This is a genomic window from Sphingomonas sp. YR710 (assembly GCF_900101455.1).
Taxonomy (GTDB): Bacteria; Pseudomonadota; Alphaproteobacteria; order Sphingomonadales; family Sphingomonadaceae; genus Rhizorhabdus.
The window spans coordinates 170,118-195,450 of the sequence record NZ_FMZJ01000004.1 but is presented as its reverse complement, the minus strand read 5'-3'; the positions used below and the strand labels follow the sequence as shown (position 1 = coordinate 195,450).

The following is a 25,333-nucleotide window of genomic DNA, read 5'->3' as shown; positions in this document are numbered from 1 at the left end:
GATGGATGGGGACAGATGGCGAAATCTTCGGACGGATCGGGTACGGTCATAATCAAGAAATACGCCAATCGCCGTCTCTATAACACCGAATCCTCAAGTTATATCACCCTTGATCATCTGGCCACGATGACGCGCGAGGGCCGCGACTTCAAGGTGATCGACGCGAAGAGCGAAGAGGACATCACCCACAACGTCCTGACGCAGATCATCATGGAGGAGGAGAATCGCGGCCAGACGATGTTGCCCGTCAGCTTCCTGCGCCAGTTGATCTCACTTTATGGCGATTCGATGCAATCGATGGTCCCGCAATATCTCGAAGCATCGATGGATGCTTTCCGGCGCAATCAGGCGCAGTTTCGCGAAGCCATGGAAGGTGCCTTTGCCGGTGGGCCCTTCGCCGAACTGGCGAAGCGCAATATGGCGATGTTCGAAGCGGCCGCCACTGCACTCAAGACGAGCCCATTGGGCAGTGTAATACCGGGAATGCCAGGCATGCCTGGTATGCCGGGCATGGGGGCGAAGCCCGCTCCGGCGCCCGAACCCGCAAAGACATCCAGTGAAGTCGAGGCGCTGAAGGCGCAGCTTGCCGCGATGCAGGAACAGATCGACAAGCTCAAATAGGCTTGATTCGCGATATTCGGTTTGCCGGGATATTTCAGGGACAGCGAATGCCATCGACATACGCGGTTGGCATGTTCATTTTCCTCGGACTGGCGGGTATCGCCTCGATTGGGGAAAGACTGCGTATCCGCCGGCGAAGATCGGCCGAACAGGTCGGCTTGATGCCCTGGGCCCCGATTTTGATATTCAGCCTGCTGCTGGCTTCTGTCTTCGCCGGATTGTGGCTGCGCGAAAACTGATAGCGGTTACAGGCACGCATCCAGCAGCGGTTGATCGAAACCGAACTGCCGCGCCTTTTCGAGCGTGTAAGGGCGCAGGCCGGCGGGCGTGTATTCACCGATGATCTTGCCTTCGCTGTCTTCGGCGTGGAATTCGAACTTGAACAATTCCTGGGTGATGATCACGGGGCCTTCCATGCCGATTACTTCGGTAATGCTCGTCACCCGCCGCGATCCGTCGCGCAGCCGCTTCACCTGAACGATGATATCGAGCGAGTCGGCGATCTGGCGGCTGATCGCTTCCTTCGGCACTTTTATGTCCGACATCATCACCATATTCTCCATGCGCGCCAATGCCTCGCGCGGCGAGTTGGAGTGGAGCGTGCACATCGATCCGTCATGGCCGGTGTTCATCGCGGCGAGCATGTCGAAACATTCGGAGCCGCGAATTTCGCCGAGGATGATCCGATCCGGCCGCATGCGCAGCGCGTTGACGACAAGATCGCGAATGCTGATCGCGCCCTGGCCTTCGAGGTTGGCGGGCCGGGTTTCGAGCGGTAGCCAATGGGGCTGCTGCAGGCGAAGTTCGGCGGCATCCTCGATCGTGATCACGCGCTCGCCAGGATCGATCATCTTCGACAGTGCGTTGAGCATCGTCGTCTTGCCCGAGCCGGTACCGCCCGAAATGACGATGTTGAAGCGGCTTGCCCCGGCGATCTTGAGGAAGGTCGCCATCCGGTCGCTCATCGATCCGCTACGGGCCATGATGTCGAGCGTGATCGGCTTGGATGAGAATTTGCGGATCGAGATCGCGGTGCCGCGCAGCGAGAGCGGCGGCACGATCACGTTGACGCGGCTACCATCGGCAAGGCGGGCGTCGGCCAGCGGCGTCGTCTGATCGACGCGGCGGCCGACCTTGGACACGATCCGCTGCGCGATCTGGAACAGATGCTCCTCGTCACGAAAGGTGATCGATGCGAGTTCGAGCTTGCCCTTGCGTTCGATATAGGTCTGATCAGGGCCGTTCACCATGATATCGGTGACGAGTGGATCGCCGAGCAACTCCTCGAGCGGGCCGAGCCCGAGCAGTTCGTCGACCAGTACCTTTTCGAGCGCGAACTGTTCGCGCCGGTTGAGCGTGATCCGCAGTTCGGCCAGCACTTCGCCGATGATCGGGCGAAATTCTTCGGCCAGTTCGTCCTTCGACAGGGTCGCGGCGGCTTCGGGGTCGACGCGCTCGAGCAGGCGCGGGAGCACCTGTTCCTTGATCTTGTGGATCGAGGCCTCGAAGCCCTCGTGCCGCGAACGCCCGGCCTCGCCCGATTCGGCTTCGCGATTGGCAAGGCGGGTGAGGGCGTCGACATGCGAGGCCGAACGCACCGGCGCGCCGATCTCTGTTATCGGTTCGTCGAGCGAGGGAATGCCGGCAAATGGGTCAGCCGCCGAAAAAATGCTCTCATCGATCGGCGGAAACTGCTGCCCGCCCATGGCGGGACTACCCTGCATCGGCCGCGCGACGCCGAATGCGGGCCGCGCCCCATTGGTCATCGATCCACGCTTGCCGAATGCACTCATACTGAAAATCCCGTAGCGGCCCGAACCGCAGCACCGCTATGGGATGTCTAGTGCGCAAGCTTTGACAAGCTCTTAACCTCACGCATCGACGATGGAGCCCGATGACCCAATCCGCCGGCCGTTCCGAGGTCGTCGCAATGGCGATCGCGCTCGCGGGCTATGCGATCTTCTCGATCGGCGATGCGCTTGTGCGATCGATGGCGGGTGCGTGGCCGGGTTCGGCGATCGCGCTGCTGCGTTACGCCATCGGCGCGGCGATGCTGGGCGGGCTATTGCTCGCAAGGGAAAGGCGCACGGCGTTTAGCTGCCCGTTGCCGCTGGTGCAGGTGGGGCGCGGGGCGGCGATCGCGTTGGCGACCACCTGCTTTTTCACCACGCTTGGCTTCATGCCGCTCGCCGATGCCACGGCGATCCAGTTCACGTCGCCGATGTGGGTTGCGCTGCTATCGGCCGTCCTGTTTGGCGAGAGGATCGGATGGCGCCGGGCGCTGCTGATCCTCATCGCCTTTGGCGGTGTGTTGGTGATCCTGCGCCCTGATCTGGTCCGTCTCGGCCCGGTCGCTGCGTTACCGTTGCTGGCGGCTTTGTTCATGGCGATGCTGATCATGCTCAATCGGCGCGCGGCCGGTGCCACGTCGATCCTGCAGAGCCAGTTCCTGATCGCCTTTATCGCGACCCTGATCCTGCTGCCGGTGACGATCATCGGCCATCTCAGCGGAGCGGCGCGGTTCGCCATGGCGTGGCCGGCGCCTTTGGTCGTCCTTAAATGCGCCGGCGTGGCGGTAACCGGCACGATCGGCCATCTTCTGCTCTTCGTGGCGACGACGCGCGCGTCCGCGACCGCGGTAGCGCCGATGACCTATGTGCAGATATTGGTGGCGATCGCGATTGGCTGGGCCGCCTTCGGCACGCGGCCGGATGCGGCGATGCTGGCGGGCAGCGGGCTCGTGATCGCCGCCGGGTTGATCCTCTTCCGGATCAGCCGCCGCGCCGCGCAGGATGTCGGCGAAAGTGGAAGCACACCCGAATAGGCCGAAAAAAAAAAGCCCGGTCACGCTGGCGCGTGCCGGGCGATTCGTCACCGGTGGAAGGCGATCAGAGCTCGGTGGCTTCCTCGGCCAATACCGTCAGGCCCTTTTCATTCACTTCGGCGAAACCGCCTTCGACATGAATGCGGGACACGACCGTATTCGGCCCCGAATAGATCGAAAGTTCGCCGGTCCGAATGACCGACATGAAGGGGGCATGTCCAGCGAGCACGCCGAAATCGCCCTCGGTGCCGGGCACGACCACCATATAGGCCGATTCCGAACGGAGCAGCTTTTCCGGCGTGACGAGTTCGAAATGAAGGTCTGCCATGGTCAATCCTGTTTGCTGCCGATGAGCTGATCGAACGTTCGCGTCGCGGTTTCGAACTTGTCACGGCAGCCGCTGTTACAGAAGCCGACGACCTGGCCTCGATAGAGTGTCAACGAGTCTTCCGAGATCGGTTTTCCCGACCAGGGGCAGTTCTCGTTGACCGCGTCCTCGAGGCGCAGGCCTTGAGCCATTACGCCGCTTCGGCGGCCAGTTTCGCTGCCTTGGCAACGACTTCGTCGATGCCGCCGACCATGTAGAAAGCCGATTCGGGCAGGTGATCATATTCGCCGTCGACGACCGCCTTGAACGATTTCACGGTGTCTTCGATCGCTACGAACTTGCCGGGGATGCCGGTGAACACTTCGGCGACGTGGAACGGCTGGCTCAGGAACTTCTGGATCTTGCGCGCGCGCTGCACAGTCAGCTTATCTTCTTCCGAAAGCTCGTCCATGCCCAGGATGGCGATGATGTCCTGCAGCGACTTGTACTTCTGCAGCGTTTCCTGGACCGCACGGGCCGTTTCGTAATGTTCCTGGCCGACGATGCGCGGCTCGAGCATGCGGCTGGTGGAGTCGAGCGGATCGACGGCCGGGTAGATGCCCAGCTCCGAAATCGCGCGGTTGAGGTTGGTCGTGGCGTCCAAGTGGGCGAAGGATGTGGCCGGCGCCGGATCGGTCAAATCGTCGGCAGGCACGTAGATCGCCTGCACCGAGGTGATCGAACCCTTGTTCGTCGAGGTGATGCGCTCCTGCAGCGCGCCCATGTCGGTCGACAGGGTCGGCTGATAGCCCACCGCCGAAGGAATGCGGCCGAGCAGAGCCGACACTTCCGAACCCGCCTGGGTGAAGCGGAAGATGTTGTCGACGAAGAACAGAACGTCCTGGCCTTCGACGTCGCGGAAATATTCGGCGATCGTCAGGCCCGAGAGCGCGACGCGGGCGCGGGCGCCCGGCGGCTCGTTCATCTGGCCGAACACCAAAGCGACCTTCGAACCTTCGGGGGTCGGGTTGCCGTCGGCATCCTTGGCGATAACGCCGGCATCGAGGAACTCGTGATAGAGATCATTGCCTTCGCGGGTGCGCTCGCCAACACCGGCGAACACCGAGGTGCCGCCATGGCCCTTCGCGATGTTGTTGATCAGTTCCTGGATGAGCACGGTCTTGCCCACGCCGGCGCCGCCGAACAGGCCGATCTTGCCGCCCTTCGCATAAGGCGCGAGCAGATCGATCACCTTGATGCCGGTGACGAGGATGCTGGCCTCGGTCGACTGATCGATGAAGAGCGGCGCGTCGGCATGGATCGGCGCGGTGGTCGCGGCATTGACCGGGCCACGCTCGTCGATCGGCTCACCGATCACGTTAAGGATGCGGCCGAGCGTCATCGGGCCGACGGGCACGCGGATCTGCGAGCCGGTGTCCTTGACTTCCTGGCCGCGGGTCAGGCCCTCGGTCGAGTCCATCGCGATCGTGCGAACGGTGCTTTCGCCGAGATGCTGAGCGACTTCGAGAACGAGGCGGTTGCCGTTGTTGCTCGTTTCGAGCGCGTTCAAAATCGCCGGCAGTTCGCCATCGAAGCTGACGTCGACGACGGCGCCGATGACCTGCGAGATGCGGCCGACACTGTTGGTGGTGGGGGCGGTAGCCATGGTTTCTTCCTTGCCTGCCTGTGTTCGTTAAAGCGCTTCGGCGCCAGCGATGATTTCAATGAGTTCGGTCGTAATCGCGGCCTGACGGGTGCGATTATAGAGCACCGTCAGCTTGTTGATCATTTCACCGGCGTTGCGGGTCGCATTATCCATCGCGGTCATGCGGCTGCCCTGTTCGGACGCCGCATTTTCCAGCATCGCACGGAACAGCTGCACCGCCACGTTGCGCGGCAGCAAAGCCGCCAGGATCGACTCCTCGTCGGGTTCATATTCGACGGCAGCCGAAGCGACATTGCTCTGTGCTGCCGGTGCGGCGTTCAGCGGCACCGGGATGATCTGGATCTCCTTCGGCTCCTGCACGAGCGCCGAGTGGAAATGCGAGAAGAAGAGATGGGCAACGTCGAACTCGCCCGCTTCGTAACGCGCGATCAGCTCGTTCGAAACCTCATGCGCATCGTGAAAGCCGACATTCTTGATGTGCGACTGATCGACCTGATGGATGATCTTGCCGGGGAACAGTCGCGAGATGACCGCGCGGCCCTTCTTGCCGATCAGGTAGAACTTCACCGTCTTGCCCTGCGCGATCAGCTCATCGGCGGTCTTGCGTGCGGCACGGACAATGTTCGTATTGAACGCACCGGCCAGGCCGCGCTCCGACGTCGCAACGACGAGGAGGTGGACCTGATCCTTACCGGTGCCGGCGATCAGCTTCGGCGACTGCGGTCCGACCGTAACCTTGGATGCCAGGCTGGACATCACCGCGGTCAGCCGTTCGGCATAAGGCCGGCCGGCTTCGGCCGCGGCCTGCGCACGGCGCAGCTTCGCCGCGGCGACCATCTTCATCGCCTTGGTGATCTTCTGGGTCGACTTCACCGAGGTGATGCGGACCTTGAGGGCTTTCAAACTCGCCATCGGTTTCCCTTGTCAGTCATCCGCCCCGAAAGGGGCGGGATGACGATCCCCCTGTTACGCGAAGGTTTTCACGAAGGCTGCGAGCACATCCTTCAGCGCCTGCGTGCTTTCTGCGGACAGGTCCTTGGAGTCGCGGATCGCCTTCAGGATGTCGCCATTGTTGGCGCGCAGATCGGACAGGAAGGTTTCTTCGAAGCGGTTCACGTCCTTGGTGGGGATGGTATCGAGATAGCCGTTCACGCCGGCGAAGATCGATGCGACCTGCTCTTCGAACGGCAGCGGCGCGAACTGCTTCTGCTTCAGGAGCTCGGTCAGGCGCGCACCGCGGTTGAGGAGCTTCTGCGTCGAGGCGTCCAGATCCGAACCGAACTGCGCGAACGCGGCCATTTCGCGATACTGGGCGAGCTCGAGCTTGATCGAGCCGGCGACCTTCTTCATCGCCTTGGTCTGCGCGGCGGAGCCGACGCGCGACACCGAAAGACCGACGTTGATCGCCGGGCGGACGCCCTGATAGAAGAGATCGGTTTCGAGGAAGATCTGACCGTCGGTGATCGAGATCACGTTGGTCGGAATATAGGCCGACACGTCGCCGGCCTGGGTTTCGATGATCGGCAGCGCGGTCAGCGAGCCATTGCCATTGGCATCGTTGAGCTTGGCAGCGCGCTCGAGCAGGCGCGAATGGAGATAGAAGACGTCGCCGGGATAGGCTTCGCGGCCCGGCGGGCGGCGCAGCAGCAGCGACATCTGGCGATAGGCGACCGCCTGCTTCGAAAGATCGTCATAAACGATCAGGGCGTGCATGCCGTTGTCGCGGAAATATTCGCCCATCGTCACGCCGGTATAGGGCGCGAGATACTGAAGCGGGGCGGGATCCGAAGCGGTCGCGGCGACGACGATCGAATATTCCATCGCGCCATTTTCTTCGAGCGTGCGCACGAGCTGCGCGACGGTCGAGCGCTTCTGGCCGATCGCGACATAGACACAATAGAGCTTCTTGCTCTCGTCGGTGCCGGCATTCGCCTTCTTCTGGTTGATGAAGGTGTCGATCGCGACGGCGGACTTGCCGGTCTGGCGATCGCCGATGATCAGTTCGCGCTGGCCGCGGCCGACGGGAACGAGCGCGTCGAGCGCCTTGAGGCCGGTCTGCACTGGCTCATGGACCGATTTGCGTGGGATGATGCCGGGCGCCTTGACCTCGACGCGGCTGCGCTGCGTCGTCAGGATCGGGCCCTTGCCATCGATCGGGTTGCCGAGACCATCGACCACGCGGCCGAGCAGTTCCTTGCCGATCGGCACGTCGACGATCGTGCCGGTGCGCTTGACGACGTCGCCTTCCTTGATCTGGCTGTCCGATCCGAAGATCACGACGCCGACATTGTCGGCTTCGAGGTTCAGGGCCATGCCCTTGATGCCGTTCGAGAATTCGACCATCTCACCGGCCTGGACATTGTCGAGGCCGTGGATGCGGGCGATACCGTCGCCGACGCTGAGCACCTGGCCCACTTCGGAGACTTGCGCTTCGGTGCCGAAGCTGGCGATCTGGTCGCGGATGACCTTGGAGATTTCTGCGGCGCGGATATCCATGTTCAGCCTTTCATCGCAATCGCGAGGGAGTTCAGTTTGGAGCGGATGGAGCCATCGATCTGACGGCTGCCGACCTTGACAATCAGCCCTCCGAGGATCGCGGGATCGACATTGAGATCGACTGCGACCTCCCGGCCAAGCTGGGTTTTGAGTTTTGCCTTCAGCGCATCGATCTGGTCGGCGCTCAAGGGATGGGCGGAGGTGACGCTCGCGGTGACTTCACCGCGATATTGCGCCGCAAGTGCCGAGAAGGCGCGGATGATCGCGCCGATCTGGAACAGACGGCCATTCTGGGCGAGGACGCCGAGGAATTTGGTGGTGATCGGATCAAGATCGAGCATTGGCGCGATCAGCGCCACCGTCTTTTTCGCCTCGTCGCGGCCGACCAGCGGGCTGGTCGTCATGCGGCGAAAGTCGTCCGATTCGACCAGGGCCTGTTTCAAGGTCGCAAGGCTCGACGAAACGGCTTCGATCGCCTTTTCGTCACGGGCCAAGCCGAACAGCGCCGTCGCATAACGGCCGCTGAGGCTAGCCTGAATACCGCCGGAAGTCTCCACGCGCGCTCGATCCCCCAAATGGATTTAACCCCCAAGCGAAAAAGGGGGCGTCAGAGACGTCCCCGCTTGGGTTGCGGGCCGGTTAGCAGGGGAGGTCCGATGATGCAAGGCAGATGGAGACAGGAATTTCGGTCTATAGTCGCACCGATATTCTTTAATCCCGGAACGACAAAATCAGCCGGGACTGACCTTGCCGAGATAGGTCGACAAACGATTGTGCGGGGCATTGCGCGTTCGGGACGGGTTGAGCAGGTCATATACGACGGCATTCTCCAGCACGCGCTGCACATAGCCACGCGTTTCGGTGAACGGAATCGCCTCGATCCATCGCACAATGTCGGCGCCAGGCAGGCGAGGGTCGCCGTTGGCGCGGATGAACTTGTTCACATTGCCCTGTCCCGCATTGTAGCTGGCGATCGCCAGCACGTAGTTGCCGCCATAATAGGTCAGCAGCCGATCGAAGAAGGCCGATCCCAGCATGACATTATAGCCGACATCGCCAAGCCGTCCGGCGTCGAACGGCAGGCCGAGCTTTTCCGCCTGTTCGCGCGCCGTGGCCGGCATCAGTTGCATCAGCCCGCGCGCGCCTGTGCGGCTCGTCGCCTGCCGGTCGAACTGGCTTTCCTGCCGCGAGATCGCGTGGATCATCGTCCAGTGGCTTTCCATCGCGGGTGGGACCGGCACTTCGGGGAAACCGATGCGCACCGGATCGACCGTCCCGCTGGTGCGGGCCGCGCGGGAGACCATCACCCCCAGATCCGGGCGGTTGATCGACTGTGAGAGTTCGCCGGCCAGGATGTGATCGGTGTCGGTTTTGGCATTCTGAGCGATCAGGCGGAGGAAAATGGTCTGGTCCTGCCATTGCCCCGTGCGACCGAGCAACCGGGCGACGCGCACGACCTCGCTCGCCTCGAACGAAGCGCGATCGGCGGGCGATACGATATTCTTTGGCGATTCGGCGGGGATCGCAAGATCGCGATTCAGCCGCTCGTTCGAAAGCTGGCCATAAAATTGGTCGACGTGGATCGCTGCCTGGCCGAAATAGCTTTGCGCCCAATCGGGGCGCGATGCCTGTTCGGCCGCGCGCCCCGCCCAATACCAGCCTTTGGTCTGGCTCTGAGGGCTTTGAGCCGCACGGGCGTAGCGATCGAACATCGTCATCGCGTCGGCCGGCCGGTGGAGCTTTTCGAGCGCGACGGTGCCCGCCAGCCACATCAGGCTGGTATAGTCATCGCGTTCGTCGAAACTGCGGTTGCGTATTTGGGTGCCGGGCGGGAAGGTCGCCTCGGCATGGCGGGCGATATCGAACGCCAGATCGTTCTGGCCATCGGCGGCGGCGGCCTGCGCGAAGCTCAAAAGCGTGTTGAGCCAGTTGGCGGGATCGAAGGGCAGGGCTGAAAGATCGCGCGACTGCGCCAGCCAGATGCGGGCGCCCGCGCTGTTGGCATGATCGCGCATCCAGCGGGCGCGGTCGAGCATGTAGCCCGGATCATGGTTGACGGCATCGCCCGCGGCAGACGCCTTGACGGCGGCATCGGGATCGTTCCGGATCAGGGCGAGTCGGGCATCGAATAACGGGCGTCTGGCCGGTGAGGTATTGGCGATCTGCCGACTGGCGGCCGCCGCCGAACGGTCCCACAACAGCCGTTCCATACGCTTGTCGTGATCCGCCGGGGTCAACTGGCTGGCGAAGCGGGCCATCAGCCGCGTCTCGTCGTCGGGGGTGAGCCCCTTCATCGTCCAGGCCGCGATCGCAGCCGTGCGGGCTTCGCTGTTCCGCCCGGTCGAGGAGAGCGCCTCGGCATAGCGCGCCTGCCCGGTGCCGGTTTGCGGAGGAAAGCGGGTGAAGAACATCACCACGTCGCGCGGGCTGTAACTGTTGGGATCGATCCGGCGCTCGGCGGCCTTGCGCATCGCCAGTTCGCCCGGCCAGCCGGGGTGCGCCGTCAGGAAGGTCGCATAATCCTGGAACGGCAGCAGATCGTTGCCGCGCAGCCGCCGCCATTCGTTGATCGACGCCTGCAGGCTTGCCTCGTTCCACCCGGAAAAGCCCGGCGCGACAGGGTCTGCCCGCGGCGTAAGCTGCTCGGGCGATGCCATCAGCGCGAGCGCCGCGGTGGAGATGAGGAGAAGCCCCGGCATAAAAAGACGGTGCGCGCGGCTGGACATCGCGGCCCGTGCAAACCTATGGGGCGCAGCGCGCCTGCGCGTCGCTTGGAGCTGGCCGGGCATTCTGCTGTTGATCATGGCTCTATTATGGCGCGTCCTGCGTTCAAGGTGAAGGGAGAGCAAGATGTTTCGTGGTTCGATACCTGCCCTTGTGACGCCGTTTCGCGACGGAACGTTCGACGAGGCGCAGTTTCGCGCTTTGGTGGACTGGCAAATCACCGAAGGATCGAGCGCGCTCGTCCCCTGCGGTACGACCGGCGAGAGCGCGACGATGTCGATCGAGGAGCATAATCATGTCGTGCGGGTCTGCATCGAGCAAGCCGCGGGCCGGGTGCCGGTGATCGCCGGTTGCGGATCGAACGATACCAAGGTTGCACTCGAACATATGCATCATGCCAAAGCCGCGGGCGCGGCGGCGGCGCTGGTGGTGCTGCCTTATTATAACCGGCCGAATCAGGACGGCATTTTGCTCCACTATCGTTATCTCGCCGAGCATTGCGACCTGCCGATCGTGGTTTACAACGTGCCCGCGCGCACCGTGACCGACATCAGCGTCGACACGCTGGCGCAGCTCGCCCTTCTGCCTTCGATCATCGGCATCAAGGATGCGAGCGGCAAGGTGGAGCGAGTGGCGGCGCAGCGGCTCGCCTGCGGCAGCGATTTTTGCCAGCTTTCGGGCAATGACGACATGGCCCTGGGCTTCATGGCGATGGGCGGCGTGGGGTGCATTTCGGTGACCGCCAATGTCGCGCCGCGCCTGTGCGCCTTATTTCAGACGGCCTGTGCCGAAGGACGCTGGGCCGATGCGCTGCTGCTGCAGGACAAGCTCTTCCCGCTGCATGCGGCTTTGTTCACCGATGCATCGCCCGGTCCGATCAAATATGCGATGGCGCGTGTGGTACCCGGTTTCCCCGCCGATCTGCGCATGCCGATGACTCCGCCGTCGCAGGCGAGCCGTGATGCTGTCGATGCCGCTCTGGTGCATGCCGGGCTGATCTGATGGTTCGCCCGCGCCCCGCCGAATTCGAAAAGACGAAGATCGTCGCCGAAAACCGGCGGGCGCGGTACGAATATTTCCTCGAGGATTTCTTCGAGGCTGGGATCGCGCTCACCGGCACCGAGGTGAAGTCGCTGCGTTTCGGCGAAGGGTCGATCGCGGAGAGCTATGCCGAGGTGAAGGGCGAACAGGTTTCGCTGATCAACGCGAATATCCCCGAGTTCAGCCATGGCAACCGCTTCAACCATGAGCCGAAGCGGCCGCGCAAATTGCTGCTCCACGCGCGCCAGATCGAGAAGATGCGGCATGCCGTGACACGCGACGGCATGACGTTGATCCCGCTTTCGATCTACTTCAATGCACAGGGGCGCGCCAAAGTCGAACTGGCGCTCGCCAAGGGCAAGAAGCTCCACGACAAGCGCGATACCGAAAAGGCCCGCGACTGGAAGCGCGAGCAGGGTCGGCTGATGCGCGACCGGGGATGACGACCCGGCTCGGCGACTGGTGGCGCCGCAACGCGCCGACCCGCGAATCAATCGAGCGGATCGGCTGGCTGCGCCCGGTCGCGCACAGGATCCTCGAACCGAGTCTGTGGCGCTTCACCCGCCGATCCGTGCCGCGCGGCGTGGCACTGGGCATCATCGTCGGCATCTTCCTGATGATCCCCGGCATCCAGATGGGGGGCGCGGCCCTGTTGGCCTTGCCATGCCGCGCCAATGTTCCGGTTGCGGTGGTGATGACATTTCTCAGCAATCCGATCACCACGCCGTTCATCCTCTATTCGTCGATCCTGGTCGGCAGCCGCTTCATGGGCGCTGCCGTAGATGCCGGGACGATGGCGCGGATGATCGATGAGGGGGCGGCGCTTGGCGAATGGGGGAACTGGCTGGCGTCGACGGCGGCGCCCTCGCTGGTTCTGGGGCTGTTCGTGATTGCTACGATCGCCGCCTCGATCGGCTATCTGCTGGCCGGCCTGGTCTGGCGCGTCCGGATCGGGCGCAAATGGGCGCAGCGCACCCGCGATCGCGTGATCACCCCGGGGGCTTGATCGCTGGCGCAGGGATGGTATCCCAGCGTCATAGTCAGATCATACACCGAGGTTTTCATGAAGAAATTTCTTATCGCCCTCGGGGCGAGCACCATGCTCGTCTCCACGACATCAGCGCTGCTCATCGGCGGCACGGCGGTGCAGGCGGCCACGGTGAAGCCGCAATATGGCACGTTCGGTTTCGACGAGAGCGGTATGGATCGCAGCGTTGCCCCAGGTGACGACTTTTATGCATATGCCAATGGCGCCTGGGCAAAAAACACGCCGATCCCGCCGGATCGCTCGAATTTCGGCATGTTCACCGTGCTCGACGAACTCTCGACGTCGCGCAGCCGCGCGATTCTGGATGAACTGGCGAAATCTCCCGGCACCAAGGCCGGTGATTTCTATGCAAGCTTCATGGATGAAAAGGCGGTCGATGCGGCGGGCATCGCGCCGCTGAAACCCGCGATTGCAGGCATCAAGGCCGTGACGAGCAAGGCCGCGCTCGCGTCCAAATTTGCCGAACTTCGCAAGGAAGGCGTGAACAGCCCGTTCATCGTGTATGTCGGGCAGGACGACAAATATCCCGAACAATATATCGTCAGTGCCGCCCAGGGCGGCCTCGGCATGCCCGACCGTGATTATTATCTGAAGACCGACGCGAAGATTGTGGAGACCAGGGCCGCCTATCAGGCCTTCGTCGCCAAGCTGCTCGATCTCGCCGGCGAGCCCGATGCGGCCGCCCGCGCAGCCGCGATCGTCGGGTTCGAGACCGAACTGGCCAAGGTCCACTGGACCCGCATCGATTCGCGCGACAGCGACAAGACCTACAACAAATGGACCCGCGCCGATTTCGACAAGACCGCGCCTGGCTTCGACTGGGACGCCTTCCTGAAGGCCGCCGGCGTCGATGGCCAGAAGAGCTATCTGGTCGCGCAGCCGAGTGCGTTCACCGGCACCGCCAGGGTGCTGGCCGATACGCCGCTGCCGGTGCTCAAGGATTATCTGCTGGTCAACACGATCAACGCTTATGCACCTTATCTGTCCAAGCCGTTCGTCGATGCCGACTTTGCATTCAACCAGACGACCTTGTCCGGCACGCCCCAAAATTCGGCGCGGTGGAAGCGTGGCGTGAACCTGGTCAAGGACAATATTGGCGAGGACCTCGGCAAAGCCTATGTCGATCGCTATTTTACGCCGGAGACGAAGGCCGCCGCCGACGCGCTGGTGAAGAACGTCATCGCGGCGATGGGCGCGCGGCTCAATAAGCTCGAATGGATGGCGCCGGAAACCAAGGCCAAGGCGCTCGAGAAGCTGGCCGCTTTCACGCCGAAGATCGGGTATCCTACCAAATGGCGCGATTATTCGGCGCTGGAGATCAAGCGCGGCGATCTGGTGGGGAATGTCCGGCGCGCCAACATCTTCGAGTGGCAGCGTGGGCTCAACAAGCTCGGCAAGCCCCTCGATCGCAGCGAGTGGTTCATGACGCCGATGGAAATCAACGCTTATGCCAATCCGGTGATGAATGAGATCGTCTTTCCGGCCGCCATCCTGCAACCACCTTTCTTCGATCCCAATGCCGATCCGGCGGTGAACTATGGCGGCATCGGCGCGGTGATCGGCCACGAACTCAGCCACCATTTCGACGATCAGGGCCGCAAATATGATATGCACGGCGCGCTGGTCGACTGGTGGACACCCGAGGACGTCAAGCGCTTCACGGCGCTGACCGACAAGGTGGTCAAGCAATATGACGGCTATGAGCCGCTGCCCGGCATGCATGTTCAGGGCGCGCTGACGCTGGGCGAGAATATGGCGGATCTGGCGGGTCTGACGGTAGCCTATGATGCCTACAAGATGTCTCTGGGCGGGAAAGAGGCACCGGTGATCGACGGCATGACCGGAGATCAGCGTTTCTATCTCGGTTGGGCGCAGGTGTGGCGGCGCAATTATCGCGAGGCGAACCTGCGGCAGCGGTTGCTGACCGATCCGCACTCGCCATCGATCGAGCGCGTGTCGATCGTCCGTAATATGGATCCGTTCTACAAGGCCTATGATCCCAAGGCTGGTAGCAAGCTCTATCTGGCGCCGGCCGATCGCATCAGGGTCTGGTAAAAACCGCCTCGGCTATTGCCGGCTTGACGGACCGGAGCGGTGGGGAACAGATGGGCCATGGCCACTTATTTCTCCGCCGCTCCGCTTTCCCGGGAGCCTTCGCGACCGATCCTCAATGCCGCGCTGATTGCGCTCGGGCTGCTGTCGGCAGCCGGTATGGCGATGTTGATCGCGGTCGCGACGCACATGCCGCTGCTGGCCTTCATATTCCTTGCAGGCTTTGCCTCGGTCATGGGGCTGATGGCGCTGCTGGGCCTGTTTCGGTCGCGGGTGGATTCCCTGCCGGAGCGCCAGATCGATTGGAATCTGGTGTTGGGTGCGGTTGAAGATGCCACGGCACTGGTGGCGATCACCGATGTTCATGGCGGGCTGGTCTGCGCCAATCGGCAGTTCGAACGCTGGTTTGGCGGGTTGCCGACGCCGCCGGCATTGCCTCTGCCGCCTGAAACGGTGCAGCGGATCGCCGCAGCCGGACGCGCAGCCCGGCGGGACGGCGGCGCGGCAGTCGATGGCCTGCGGTCCGAGCGGGGGAAAATCGACGTCATCGTGCGCCGTGCCGGCGAAAATCAGGGGCATTTGATCTGGCGTTTTCGCGAGGCGGCGCAAGGCGACGGCCTTTCGGACGCGTTGCGGCTGATCTCTGGCGAAAGCGGTCAGCGATTTGGCACTGCCGGTGTGATGGTCGCGCTTGTCGATGTGGCGGGGCGCGGGCTTGGCGCCAATAGCGTCTTTCTACAGCGTGCGTTGGGGGCTGCCGATGCGACGGCCGAAGGCTGGTCTTTCGCCCAGCTGCTATCGACGCAGGACGAGGTCATCCGGTTTGCCCGCGAAGGCGAGCTGGGTAATCCCCTACGGGTGATTCAGATCGCGCTCGAGGATCGGGATGAGAGCGCCGGGGCCATGCTCTTCCTGATCGTGGACGAGGATCGCGACATCGGGTTGCGGAGCGAACGGCAGGCGCTGGCGACGATTCATTTGCACGGTTTGCTCGGCATGCTGCCGCTCGGTCTGGCGCTCGCCGAACGGGATGGACGGGTGTTGTTCATGAACGATCCCTTCATCCGCGCTGCCGGACTCACTCCGGATGCGACGATCGTCTATCCGAGCGATCTCGTCGTCGAAGACGAAAAGGCGATGGTTTCGGATGCCGTGCGACGGCTGGCGTCGGGCCGGGGCAAATCGAGCGATCTGGCGGTGCGGCTCAAGGAACGCCCGGAGGAGAGCGTCACCTTGACGCTGGCCGCCGCAAAGGGCCTGGGCGAAGCGGCGGTGTTGCTCAGCCTCAAGGACAATAGTGAGGAGACCCGCCTGCGGCGGCAGGTGGCGCAGGCAATGAAGATGCAGGCGGTTGGCCAGTTGGCGGGTGGCGTCGCGCACGATTTCAACAATATCCTGACTGCGATCATCGGCCATTGCGATCTGATGGCGATGCGGCACATGCCGGGAGACAGCGACTATGACGACATCCAGCAGATCAAGCATAATTCGAACCGGGCGGCAGCGCTGACCCGTCAGCTGCTGGCCTTTTCGCGGCAGCAGACATTGCGACCGCAAATATTGCAGCTGCCCGATGTCATATCGGAAATTTCCAATCTTCTAAAACGGTTGCTTGGCGAAACCGTCACGCTCAACGTATCGCATGGCCGTAATCTCGGAACCGTCCGCGCCGATCCGGGGCAACTCGAGCAGGTGATCGTCAATCTGGCGGTCAACGCCCGCGATGCCATGCCCGATGGCGGGACATTGACGATCCAGACTTATGCCATGTCGATCGCCGATGTGCGGCGGTTGAATATCGAAATCATGCCGATGATCGAATATACGGCGCTGAAGATATCGGACACCGGCTGCGGCATACCGCCGGAAGTCATCACCAAGATATTCGAGCCGTTCTTCACAACCAAGGAGGTTGGCAAGGGCACGGGGCTTGGCCTTTCGACCGTCTATGGCATCGTCAAGCAGACCGAGGGCTTCATTTTTGCCGAATCCGAAATTGGCAAGGGCACCAGCTTCGTGATCTACCTGCCCGTCCATGAGGCGACCGATCATGCGCCCGTCGCCGTCAGGATCGCCAAGGAAGCGAGCACCGAATTGTGGGGCACGGGCACGATTCTGCTCGTCGAGGATGAAGCGATGGTCCGGGCGGTCGCTGAACGCGCGCTCACCCGCCAGGGCTATACGGTGCTGACCGCGACCAATGGCGACGAAGGGCTGGAGATATTGGAAGGCGACACGCAGGTCGATCTGGTGATTTCCGACGTCGTGATGCCGGCGATGGACGGCCCAACGATGGCGCGGCTTGCCAGGAAAGTCCGCCCCGATCTCCCGATCATTTTCATGTCGGGCTATGCCGAGGAGCAACTGCGCCGCTCGATCGATATCGATCGAATCGGCTTCCTGCCCAAGCCCTTCTCGGTGCAGCAGATATGTTCCGCCGCGAAGGATGTCCTGGCGGAGACCGTAAAGCACTGAAAATCCGTGTAGAGTTTCGATATGTTCCGCTCTTGTTCTTATGGAACGATTGGGGTACAAACAACGCATTGAACATATCGGACGCGCTATCTACGAGGGAGCTGAACGAATGTCGGCACAGTTGAAACTGATAGGATCTCCCAAGGACGTGGCAAATCTAGACAGGCAAAAGGCGCTCGATGCCGCGCTGGCGCAGATCGATCGGGCGTTCGGCAAGGGCTCCGCGATGAAGCTCGGGTCGCGCGAGACGATGCAGGTGGAAGCCGTGTCGAGCGGATCGCTGGGGCTCGATATCGCCCTTGGTATCGGTGGCTTGCCGCGCGGGCGCGTCGTCGAGATCTTCGGACCGGAAAGTTCAGGCAAGACCACCCTGGCGCTCCATGCGATCGCCGAGGCGCAGAAAGCCGGCGGCACTGCGGCGTTCATCGATGCCGAACATGCGCTCGACCCGGCTTATGCCAGGAAATTGGGCGTCGACATCAACGAACTGATCATCTCGCAACCCGATACCGGCGAGCAGGCGCTGGAGATTACCGATACGCTGGTGCGCTCCAACGCGATCGACGTACTCGTGATAGACTCGGTGGCGGCATTGGTGCCGCGGGCCGAGATCGAGGGCGAGATGGGTGACAGCCATGTCGGCCTGCAGGCGCGGCTGATGAGCCAGGCGTTGCGCAAAATCACCGGTTCGATCAGCCGCTCGCGTTGCTTGGTGATTTTCATCAACCAGATTCGCATGAAGATCGGCGTGATGTATGGTTCGCCGGAGACGACAACCGGCGGCAATGCGCTGAAATTCTATGCCTCGGTCCGCCTCGACATCCGCCGCACCGGCCAGATCAAGGATCGCGACGATATCGTCGGTAATGCCACGCGCGTGAAAGTGGTCAAGAACAAGGTCGCGCCGCCATTCAAGCAGGTCGAGTTTGACATCATGTATGGCGAGGGCATTTCGAAGGTCGGCGAATTGCTCGATCTGGGGGTGAAGGCGGGTATCGTCGAAAAGTCGGGTGCCTGGTTCAGCTATGATTCGATCCGGCTCGGGCAGGGGCGCGAAAATTCGAAGACCTATTTGCGCGAAAATCCTGAAATGGCCGCAAAACTCGAACAGGCAATTCGCGATAATGCCGCCGGTGTCGCCGATACGATGATGACCGGCCCCGAACCCGACGACGATCTGTGATGAACGCGCGGCTAAATTATGTCGAGCTGCCGGCTGGCCAGGTTGCTACCAGCCGGTCCTTCTTCCAGCAGGCGTTTGGCTGGTCGTTGACCGAATTCGGGCCCGATTATGCGGCGACAATGGGCAATGGCTGCGATCTCGGCCTGCATGGCGACCTGTCCGATGCCGCGACCGCGCCGTTGGCGGTGATCGAGGTCGATGATCTCGATGCCGCGCTCGCTGCTGTTGAAGCGGCGGGCGGCATCATCGTAAGACCGATCTTTGCTTTCCCGGGCGGCCGACGGTTTCATTTTCGCGAACCATCTGGCAACGAGCTCGCCGTCTATATAAACGAACCGGAAGCCTGAGATGAAGGTTGGCCGGTGCCTGTCGTGGATGTCGGCCGGTGTCCTGCTGTTGGGGGTGGCGGCGGGCGCCGCGCCAGCCGCGAAGCCGGTGGCCGAAACGTCGCGCAGCGATCCGGCGGCGCGCCCGCTCATCGATGCCACGAAGGCCTATCTGAAGGACAAGCAGGCACGGCGTTACGATCGTGCTTATGCGATGATCGCCAGCAGCATGCGGTCCTATCTGACCGCGGAGTTGTTTCGGGATACCGCCGAGCGGTTTCTGACCAATGCCGGCAAGCCCGGTGATGTCCAGCTTACCGGTTTTACTTGGTATCGCGATCCGCCCGACGCGCCCGAACCCGGCCTCTATGCAGCCGTTGATTTCACGGCGCATTTTGCGAATCTCGAACTGATGTGCGGCTATCTGATGTGGCATCAGGTCGCGGACGGACAGTTCAGGATCGTCCGCGAGGAACAGAATTTCATTGATCGTCAGGCGGCTGGGCAGATGGTGCCCGAACAGCGCGACAAACTGCCGAGGCTGTTCGGATGCGTATCGCGATGACTGCAGCCTGAATGGCGCTTATGGCGATGACATGATCTTCCATATCGCTGCAGTCTCGCCTAAGCGACAGACATGACATCGACTAACGACATTCGCCGCTCCTTCCTCGATCATTTCGCCGGTGAAGGGCATGCGCTCGTCCCGTCTGCGCCGCTTGTGCCGCACAATGATCCGACCTTGATGTTCGTGAACGCGGGCATGGTGCCGTTCAAGAACGTCTTCACCGGGCTCGAATCGAGGCCGTATTCCACAGCGACTTCGTCGCAGAAATGCGTGCGGGCCGGCGGCAAGCACAATGATCTCGACAATGTCGGCTATACGGCGCGGCATCACACCTTTTTCGAGATGCTGGGCAATTTCTCGTTCGGCGATTATTTCAAGGAACGGGCGATCAGCCTGGCCTGGAACTTGATCACGGGCACCTGGGGCATCTCACCCGACAGACTCACCGTCACCGTCTATCATACCGATGACGAGGCGTTCGGGCTGTGGCGCAAGATCGGCATGCCCGAAAGCCGGATCATCCGCATCCCGACCTCGGACAATTTCTGGTCGATGGGCGATACGGGTCCGTGCGGCCCTTGTTCGGAAATCTTCTACGATCATGGCGACCATATTCCCGGCGGCCCTCCGGGCAGCCCCGATGAGGATGGTGATCGTTTCGTCGAGATCTGGAACCTCGTCTTCATGCAATATGAGCAGGTCGACAAGGCAACCCGCATCGATTTGCCGCGCCCGTCGATCGACACCGGTATGGGGCTCGAGCGCATCGCCGCCGTCCTGCAGGGCGTCCATGACAATTATGATACCGATACGTTCCGTGCGCTGATCGGGGCGTCTGGCGAACTGACGAAAACCGAAACCACCGGCGCGAATAAGGCATCGCACCGTGTGATAGCCGATCATCTGCGCGCGAGCGGTTTTCTGGTCGCCGATGGCGTGCTGCCGGCCAATGAAGGGCGCGGCTATGTGCTGCGCCGGATCATGCGCCGTGCGATGCGCCATGCGCATCTGCTGGGCGCGGCCGATCCGCTGATGTATCGGCTCGTCCCCGCGCTCGTTGCCGAAATGGGAGTCGCCTATCCCGAGCTCGTCCGCGCGCAGCCGCTGATTGAGGAAACGTTGAAGCTCGAGGAAACTCGTTTCCGTCAGACACTCGCCAACGGCCTGCGCCTGCTCGATGAAGCGACGGGTTCGATGGCGAAGGGCGACGTGCTGCCCGGTGCGGTCGCGTTCAAGCTCTACGATACATTCGGCTTCCCTTATGACCTGACCGAGGATGCGCTGCGGGCGCAGGATCTTGGTGTCGATCGTGCCGGCTTCGACGCTGCCATGGCCGAACAAAAGGCCGCCGCGCGCGCCGCATGGAAGGGGTCGGGCGAAAAGACGTCGGATGAAGTGTGGTTCGATATCGCCGAGGAACACGGTAGTACCGAATTCACCGGCTATCTTAGCGAACAGGGCGACGGCCAGGTGCTGGCGATCGTCAAGGGCGGCCAGCGCGTCGATAGCGCCTCCGAAGGCGACGAGGTGATGCTCGTCCTGAACCAGACGCCCTTTTACGGTGAAAGCGGCGGCCAGAATGGCGATGCCGGCACGATCACCGGCGATAACGGGCTATCGATCGATGTGACTGACACGTCCAAGCCGCTCGGCCGTATTCACGCCCATCATGCGATCATTCGCGCGGGCAGCGTGAGGCCCGGCGACGCGCTCCATCTGGTGGTCGACAAGGATCGGCGCGCGCGCACCCGTGCCAATCACAGCGCGACCCACCTGCTCCACGCCGCGCTTCGCCACCGGCTCGGTGGCCATGTCACCCAGAAGGGGAGCATGGTCTCGGCCGATCGGCTACGTTTCGATTTCGCGCAACCCCGACCGTTGACGGCGGAGGATATCGCGGTGGTCGAGGCGGAGGTGAACCTCCACATTCGCGAAAATGAGGAGGTCAGCACCCGCCTGATGACACCACAGGATGCTATCGAAGCCGGTGCGATGGCGCTGTTCGGCGAAAAATATGGCGACGAGGTTCGCGTGCTCTCGATGGGCCGCGCCGATGATGCAAGCTATTCGGTCGAACTGTGCGGGGGCACCCATGTGTCGGCGCTCGGCGACATCGCCTTGTTCAAGATCGTTTCCGAAAGCGCGGTTGCCAGCGGCGTGCGGCGGATCGAGGCTGTTACTGGGGAAGCCGCCCGCTTGTGGCTGACGGCGCGCGAAGACCGGCTGAAAGAAGCAGCTGCTGCGCTGAAGACCTCACCTGACGAAGTGCCGGCACGTGTTGCGGTGCTGGTCGAGGATCGTCGTAGGCTCGAACGCGAACTGGCCGAGGCCAGAAAGGCACTGGCGCTGGGTGGCGGCGGCGCGAAGGCGGATGCCGCGGGCCCCGAAGATATCGGCGGCGTAAACTTTCTGGCCCAGATCCTTGAAGGCTTCGATCCCAAGGGGTTGCGCGGCGTTGTTGATGAAACAAAAGCAAGGATCGGATCGGGCGTTGCCATGGTGTTGGCCGTCAACGAAGGCCGCGCGAGCGTGGCGATCGGCGTCACCGACGATCTGATGCAGCGTTTCAGTGCGGTCGATCTCGTTAAGCGCGCGGTTGCGACTCTGGGCGGGCAGGGCGGCGGAGGCCGGCCTGATATGGCGCAGGGCGGCGGCCCCGATGGCAGCAAGGCGACAGAGGCTGTGGCTGTGGTTCGCGAGGCGCTGGCGTCATAGCGCCCATTGCAATCACTCATCATCATGCTGAAATAGTTCAGCATGATGATGAAGGTGTATCTATATCTATCTGATTTTACACGTCATTATTGCCATCCGCAAGCTGGACGCGCCGTATCCTCGGCTCGCGGTCGAGATTGCCCATCTCCATGATTTTTGCACGCAGTTCGGCGCGTTTTTCATGGATCGATGCGATCACCGGTCCCATCGCCACGCCCAGATCGACGAGCACGGCTTCGGACAGTTGTAGCGATGATTCGAGCGTTTCAGGCACGGCGTCGGTAACGCCGGCGAGGTAAAGTTCGGCGGCATGATTCGGGTCGCGTGCGCGCGCCACGATCGTCAGATCCGGATGCAGCGAGCGCACGCGCCGTGCCATCCGGACGAGCAGTACCGGATCGTCCATCGTCAGGATGAGGGCGCTCGCTTTGTCGAGCGTGAGATGTTCGATCATCCCGGGTCGAGAAATATCGCCGAACATCGCATGGTAGCCGCGTTGGCGGGCATGGGCGATCACATCGATATCGGCATCGATCGCCAGATAGGGCCGATTATGGGCCTGCAGCATCTGCGCGACGAGCCGGCCAACGCGTCCAAATCCGACGATGATCGCCTGCGGTTTACCGGCCACGGTGTCCGGCATGTCTTCCAGCGCCGCTTCCGATCGGCTCGCGACCTTGCGGGCCAGATCATGGCCGATTCGGGCGAGCAGGGGGGTGATGGTGAGGCCGATCGCGGTCACGACCTGCCAGAAGGCGGCCGTCTGCATGTCGATCAGCCGTGCCTGTGCAGCCACGCCGAGCACGATCAGCGTGGTTTCGGACGGAGAGGCCATCAGCAAGCCGGTTTCGGCGGCCACGGCCGGCTGCGCGCCAGAAAAGCGCAGCATTCCGGCCGTGATTACCGCTTTGACCAGTACAACGCCGATCACCGCCATGATCAGATTATGCCAATTGGCGATGATCATCGCGAGATCGAGTGACATGCCCACGGTGATCAGGAACACGCCAAGCGCGAGGCCAGTGAATGGCGCGGTGACGATTTCGACCTCGGCATGGTAATCGGTTTCGGCGATCAGGATGCCGGCGAGCAGCGCACCTACGATCGGCGACAGTCCGGCGGTGGCGGTCGCCACGCTGGCGAGGATTACGACGAGCAAGCTCGCCGACAGGAACAGTTCGGGCTTCTTTGCCCGCGATGCTTGCGCGAACAAGCGCGGCAATAGCAGCCGACCGCCGACCATCATGACCGCGATCGTGACCGCGCCGAAGCCGATGGTTCGGGCGAGGCCGTCCCAGCCGGCATTGTCGCCATAAGGGGCGAGCGCGCCGAGCACGAAGATGATCGGGACCAGCGCGAGATCCTCGAACAGCAGCATCGCAAAAGCATGCCGGCCTACGGCGCCGGTGGTGCCGACCATCGGGAGGACAAGCGCGGTGGAGGATAGCGCCAGCGCGAGGCCGAGGCCCAGCGCGCCGCCCCAGGTTTCACCGATCAGGAACAGCCCGCCGCCAATTGCGGCGGCCGAGAAGAAAAGTTCCGATGATCCCAGCCCGAACACGGTGGCACGCATCGCCCAGAGCCGCCGGAACGAAAGTTCGAGACCGATGGAGAACAGCAGCAGGACGATCCCGAATTCGGCGAATGGCTCGATAGCGTGGGGGTTGCTGATCGTGACATAATACAGCCATGGGAATCGATCGACGAGCATGCCGAGCGCGTTCGGGCCGACGAGCGCACCGACCAGAATGAAGCCGATGACCGGGGTGATCCGAAACCGGGTGAATGCGGGAATGACGAGACCGGCCGCAGCAAGAATCACCAGCGTGTCGGAAAAGCCCGTCGAACCAAGGGAAAGTGCCATTGGCGGATAGTGGCCGCAGACGTAGCAAATTGCTACCCGCGATGGCACGAGTCGGCGGTAAGTGGCGGATGATGTAGGAAATTGGGTTGTGCGCCGGCCGGAAAGGCGCGGCCCTCAGCGGCCGTCCGGGCGGCAAAGGCGGCCGGGCCCGAAGGCCCAGCCGTGATCGATCAGGCCCAGCTTGCCATTTCATTTTCAAGGTTGACGCGAACCGTCTCGAAGAATTGCTCGGTGGTCATCCACGGCTGATCGGGGCCGATCAGGATTGCAAGATCCTTGGTCATGCCGCCCTGTTCGACGGTCTGGATGCAGATCCGCTCAAGCGTGTCGGCGAACTTCACAACATCGGGGGTGTCGTCGAACTTGCCGCGGAACTTGAGGCCCTGGGTCCAGGCAAAAATCGAAGCGATCGGATTGGTCGAGGTCGCCTTGCCCTGCTCGTGCATGCGATAGTGGCGGGTGACCGTGCCGTGCGCGGCTTCAGCCTCGATGACCTTGCCGTCGGGCGACATCAGCACCGACGTCATCAGCCCCAGCGAACCGAAGCCCTGTGCAACCGTGTCGGATTGGACATCGCCGTCATAATTCTTGCAGGCCCAGACGAATTTACCGCTCCACTTGAGCGCGCTGGCGACCATATCATCGATCAGGCGATGCTCGTAAACGATGCCAGCGGCCTTGAACTTGTCGGCGAAATCGGCGTCGAACACCTCTTGGAACAGATCCTTGAAGCGGCCGTCATAAGCCTTGAGGATCGTGTTCTTGGTCGACAGATAGAGTGGCCATTTGCGATCAAGCGCATAGTTCATGCTGGCCTTGGCGAAATCGCGGATCGAATCGTCGAGATTGTACATTGCCAGCGCCACGCCGGACGAAGGATAGGTGAACACCTCCTCGTCGATCACCTGACCGTCATCGCCTTCCCAGACGAGGCGCAGCTTGCCGGGACCGGGCACCTTGAAATCGGTCGCGCGATACTGATCACCGAACGCATGACGACCGACGACGATGGGATCGGTCCAGCCCGGCACCAGCCGGGGGACATTCTTGATGACGATCGGTTCGCGGAATACGACGCCGCCCAGGATGTTGCGGATCGTGCCGTTGGGCGACTTCCACATCTTCTTGAGCTTGAATTCCTCGACACGGGCTTCGTCGGGGGTGATCGTCGCGCACTTCACGCCAACGCCATACTTTTGGATCGCCTTGGCGGAATCAATGGTGATCTGATCGCTGGTCTCGTCGCGCTTTTCGACGCTCAGGTCATAATATTCGAGATCGATGTCGAGATAGGGAAGGATAAGCCGTTCACGGATCCACTGCCAGATGATCCGCGTCATTTCGTCGCCGTCAATTTCGACGAGTGGGGTCTTAACCTTGATCTTCGCCATGTCTCTCATTCTCCGGGGAGGGGAAATTTGCT

22 protein-coding genes are annotated in these 25,333 nt (G+C 62.2%); 12 read left to right on the top strand and 10 right to left on the bottom strand.

From position 1 onward, the window contains the following. Positions 1 to 15: 15 nt before the first annotated feature. Both phaR and BLS13_RS20640 read left to right on the top strand, forming a co-directional pair. Positions 16 to 621, top strand: coding sequence for a polyhydroxyalkanoate synthesis repressor PhaR (gene phaR / locus BLS13_RS06970; RefSeq protein ID WP_093450897.1), 606 nt, complete (start codon positions 16 to 18; stop codon positions 619 to 621). Positions 622 to 692: 71 nt separating this feature from the next. Next, on the top strand, positions 693 to 860 hold the full coding sequence (locus tag BLS13_RS20640; protein ID WP_176943469.1) for a hypothetical protein: 168 nt from the start codon (positions 693 to 695) through the stop codon (positions 858 to 860). A 6-nt stretch (positions 861 to 866) separates the two neighbouring features. Here BLS13_RS20640 and BLS13_RS06960 read toward each other — a convergent pair whose 3' ends face one another. After that, positions 867 to 2,414 carry a TadA family conjugal transfer-associated ATPase gene (locus BLS13_RS06960; RefSeq protein WP_176943468.1) on the bottom strand — a complete coding sequence of 516 codons (1,548 nt, stop codon included), beginning with the start codon at positions 2,412 to 2,414 and terminating at the stop codon, positions 867 to 869. A gap of 101 nt (positions 2,415 to 2,515) precedes the next feature. Between BLS13_RS06960 and BLS13_RS06955 the strand changes: the two genes are divergently transcribed. After that, positions 2,516 to 3,445: a DMT family transporter gene (locus BLS13_RS06955; protein ID WP_093450894.1), complete on the top strand. Its 930-nt coding sequence runs from the start codon at positions 2,516 to 2,518 to the stop codon at positions 3,443 to 3,445. A gap of 64 nt (positions 3,446 to 3,509) precedes the next feature. On the opposite strand, the gene BLS13_RS06950 is transcribed toward BLS13_RS06955, so the two are convergent. From BLS13_RS06950 to BLS13_RS06920, 7 genes are all read right to left on the bottom strand, one after another. Continuing rightward, positions 3,510 to 3,773, bottom strand: coding sequence for an ATP synthase F1 subunit epsilon (locus BLS13_RS06950; protein ID WP_037527600.1), 264 nt, complete (start codon positions 3,771 to 3,773; stop codon positions 3,510 to 3,512). Between the two features lie 2 nt (positions 3,774 to 3,775). Continuing rightward, a complete protein-coding gene (locus tag BLS13_RS06945) occupies positions 3,776 to 3,964 on the bottom strand; it encodes a glutathione S-transferase (RefSeq protein ID WP_093450892.1) in 189 nt (62 codons plus the stop codon). Continuing rightward, entirely contained in the window at positions 3,964 to 5,418 is a 1,455-nt protein-coding gene (atpD, locus tag BLS13_RS06940; RefSeq protein WP_037527606.1) for a F0F1 ATP synthase subunit beta, read from the bottom strand. Before atpD ends, BLS13_RS06945 begins: the two co-directional genes overlap by 1 nt. A gap of 27 nt (positions 5,419 to 5,445) precedes the next feature. Beyond that, positions 5,446 to 6,330, bottom strand: a complete 885-nt coding sequence (locus BLS13_RS06935; RefSeq protein ID WP_093450890.1) for a F0F1 ATP synthase subunit gamma — start codon at positions 6,328 to 6,330, stop codon at positions 5,446 to 5,448. Between the two features lie 54 nt (positions 6,331 to 6,384). Beyond that, positions 6,385 to 7,914, bottom strand: a complete 1,530-nt coding sequence (atpA, locus tag BLS13_RS06930) for a F0F1 ATP synthase subunit alpha (protein WP_093450888.1) — start codon at positions 7,912 to 7,914, stop codon at positions 6,385 to 6,387. Positions 7,915 to 7,916: 2 nt separating this feature from the next. Continuing rightward, complete coding sequence (locus BLS13_RS06925) at positions 7,917 to 8,471, bottom strand: F0F1 ATP synthase subunit delta (RefSeq protein WP_037527611.1); 555 nt, start codon at positions 8,469 to 8,471, stop codon at positions 7,917 to 7,919. A 174-nt stretch (positions 8,472 to 8,645) separates the two neighbouring features. After that, positions 8,646 to 10,613, bottom strand: coding sequence for a lytic transglycosylase domain-containing protein (locus tag BLS13_RS06920; RefSeq protein ID WP_256325745.1), 1,968 nt, complete (start codon positions 10,611 to 10,613; stop codon positions 8,646 to 8,648). A 151-nt stretch (positions 10,614 to 10,764) separates the two neighbouring features. Here BLS13_RS06920 and dapA point away from each other — a divergent pair, with 151 nt between their 5' ends. The 9 genes from dapA (at position 10,765) to alaS (ending at position 22,046) form a co-directional block, all read left to right on the top strand. Continuing rightward, positions 10,765 to 11,640, top strand: coding sequence for a 4-hydroxy-tetrahydrodipicolinate synthase (gene dapA / locus BLS13_RS06915; protein ID WP_093450886.1), 876 nt, complete (start codon positions 10,765 to 10,767; stop codon positions 11,638 to 11,640). Continuing rightward, positions 11,640 to 12,122 (top strand): SsrA-binding protein SmpB, encoded by a 483-nt coding sequence (smpB, locus tag BLS13_RS06910; RefSeq protein WP_093450885.1) that lies wholly within the window; start codon positions 11,640 to 11,642, stop codon positions 12,120 to 12,122. The genes dapA and smpB overlap by 1 nt, the downstream gene beginning before the upstream one ends. After that, positions 12,119 to 12,685, top strand: a complete 567-nt coding sequence (locus BLS13_RS06905; RefSeq protein WP_093450883.1) for a DUF2062 domain-containing protein — start codon at positions 12,119 to 12,121, stop codon at positions 12,683 to 12,685. Before smpB ends, BLS13_RS06905 begins: the two co-directional genes overlap by 4 nt. 57 nt (positions 12,686 to 12,742) lie before the next feature. Next, positions 12,743 to 14,782: a M13 family metallopeptidase gene (locus BLS13_RS06900; RefSeq protein WP_093450881.1), complete on the top strand. Its 2,040-nt coding sequence runs from the start codon at positions 12,743 to 12,745 to the stop codon at positions 14,780 to 14,782. A 57-nt stretch (positions 14,783 to 14,839) separates the two neighbouring features. Then, a complete protein-coding gene (locus tag BLS13_RS06895; RefSeq protein WP_093450879.1) occupies positions 14,840 to 17,254 on the top strand; it encodes a hybrid sensor histidine kinase/response regulator in 2,415 nt (804 codons plus the stop codon). 109 nt (positions 17,255 to 17,363) lie between these two features. Then, entirely contained in the window at positions 17,364 to 18,437 is a 1,074-nt protein-coding gene (gene recA / locus BLS13_RS06890) for a recombinase RecA (RefSeq protein ID WP_037527621.1), read from the top strand. Beyond that, positions 18,437 to 18,784 carry a VOC family protein gene (locus BLS13_RS06885; protein WP_093450878.1) on the top strand — a complete coding sequence of 116 codons (348 nt, stop codon included), beginning with the start codon at positions 18,437 to 18,439 and terminating at the stop codon, positions 18,782 to 18,784. The genes recA and BLS13_RS06885 overlap by 1 nt, the downstream gene beginning before the upstream one ends. Position 18,785: 1 nt before the next feature. Continuing rightward, positions 18,786 to 19,328, top strand: a complete 543-nt coding sequence (locus tag BLS13_RS06880) for a DUF4019 domain-containing protein (protein ID WP_093450876.1) — start codon at positions 18,786 to 18,788, stop codon at positions 19,326 to 19,328. Between the two features lie 72 nt (positions 19,329 to 19,400). Further along, positions 19,401 to 22,046 carry an alanine--tRNA ligase gene (gene alaS / locus BLS13_RS06875; protein ID WP_093450874.1) on the top strand — a complete coding sequence of 882 codons (2,646 nt, stop codon included), beginning with the start codon at positions 19,401 to 19,403 and terminating at the stop codon, positions 22,044 to 22,046. A gap of 76 nt (positions 22,047 to 22,122) precedes the next feature. Here alaS and BLS13_RS06870 read toward each other — a convergent pair whose 3' ends face one another. Next, entirely contained in the window at positions 22,123 to 23,910 is a 1,788-nt protein-coding gene (locus BLS13_RS06870) for a cation:proton antiporter domain-containing protein (protein WP_093450872.1), read from the bottom strand. A 170-nt stretch (positions 23,911 to 24,080) separates the two neighbouring features. Then, positions 24,081 to 25,301, bottom strand: coding sequence for an NADP-dependent isocitrate dehydrogenase (locus BLS13_RS06865; protein WP_093450870.1), 1,221 nt, complete (start codon positions 25,299 to 25,301; stop codon positions 24,081 to 24,083). Positions 25,302 to 25,333: the final 32 nt, after the last annotated feature.

Coding starts and splice junctions, on each gene's coding strand:
- phaR (WP_093450897.1), top strand. CDS start 16: ATGGCGAAATCTTCGGACGGATCGGGTACGGTCATAATCAAGAAATAC.
- recA (WP_037527621.1), top strand. CDS start 17,364: ATGTCGGCACAGTTGAAACTGATAGGATCTCCCAAGGACGTGGCAAAT.
- BLS13_RS06920 (WP_256325745.1), bottom strand. CDS start 10,613: ATGCCGGGGCTTCTCCTCATCTCCACCGCGGCGCTCGCGCTGATGGCA.
- BLS13_RS06960 (WP_176943468.1), bottom strand. CDS start 2,414: ATGAGTGCATTCGGCAAGCGTGGATCGATGACCAATGGGGCGCGGCCC.
- atpD (WP_037527606.1), bottom strand. CDS start 5,418: ATGGCTACCGCCCCCACCACCAACAGTGTCGGCCGCATCTCGCAGGTC.
- BLS13_RS06935 (WP_093450890.1), bottom strand. CDS start 6,330: ATGGCGAGTTTGAAAGCCCTCAAGGTCCGCATCACCTCGGTGAAGTCG.
- BLS13_RS06905 (WP_093450883.1), top strand. CDS start 12,119: ATGACGACCCGGCTCGGCGACTGGTGGCGCCGCAACGCGCCGACCCGC.
- smpB (WP_093450885.1), top strand. CDS start 11,640: ATGGTTCGCCCGCGCCCCGCCGAATTCGAAAAGACGAAGATCGTCGCC.
- alaS (WP_093450874.1), top strand. CDS start 19,401: ATGACATCGACTAACGACATTCGCCGCTCCTTCCTCGATCATTTCGCC.
- BLS13_RS06885 (WP_093450878.1), top strand. CDS start 18,437: ATGAACGCGCGGCTAAATTATGTCGAGCTGCCGGCTGGCCAGGTTGCT.
- BLS13_RS20640 (WP_176943469.1), top strand. CDS start 693: ATGTTCATTTTCCTCGGACTGGCGGGTATCGCCTCGATTGGGGAAAGA.
- BLS13_RS06870 (WP_093450872.1), bottom strand. CDS start 23,910: ATGGCACTTTCCCTTGGTTCGACGGGCTTTTCCGACACGCTGGTGATT.
- BLS13_RS06865 (WP_093450870.1), bottom strand. CDS start 25,301: ATGGCGAAGATCAAGGTTAAGACCCCACTCGTCGAAATTGACGGCGAC.
- dapA (WP_093450886.1), top strand. CDS start 10,765: ATGTTTCGTGGTTCGATACCTGCCCTTGTGACGCCGTTTCGCGACGGA.
- BLS13_RS06900 (WP_093450881.1), top strand. CDS start 12,743: ATGAAGAAATTTCTTATCGCCCTCGGGGCGAGCACCATGCTCGTCTCC.
- BLS13_RS06945 (WP_093450892.1), bottom strand. CDS start 3,964: ATGGCTCAAGGCCTGCGCCTCGAGGACGCGGTCAACGAGAACTGCCCC.
- BLS13_RS06880 (WP_093450876.1), top strand. CDS start 18,786: ATGAAGGTTGGCCGGTGCCTGTCGTGGATGTCGGCCGGTGTCCTGCTG.
- BLS13_RS06955 (WP_093450894.1), top strand. CDS start 2,516: ATGACCCAATCCGCCGGCCGTTCCGAGGTCGTCGCAATGGCGATCGCG.
- BLS13_RS06950 (WP_037527600.1), bottom strand. CDS start 3,773: ATGGCAGACCTTCATTTCGAACTCGTCACGCCGGAAAAGCTGCTCCGT.
- BLS13_RS06895 (WP_093450879.1), top strand. CDS start 14,840: ATGGCCACTTATTTCTCCGCCGCTCCGCTTTCCCGGGAGCCTTCGCGA.
- atpA (WP_093450888.1), bottom strand. CDS start 7,914: ATGGATATCCGCGCCGCAGAAATCTCCAAGGTCATCCGCGACCAGATC.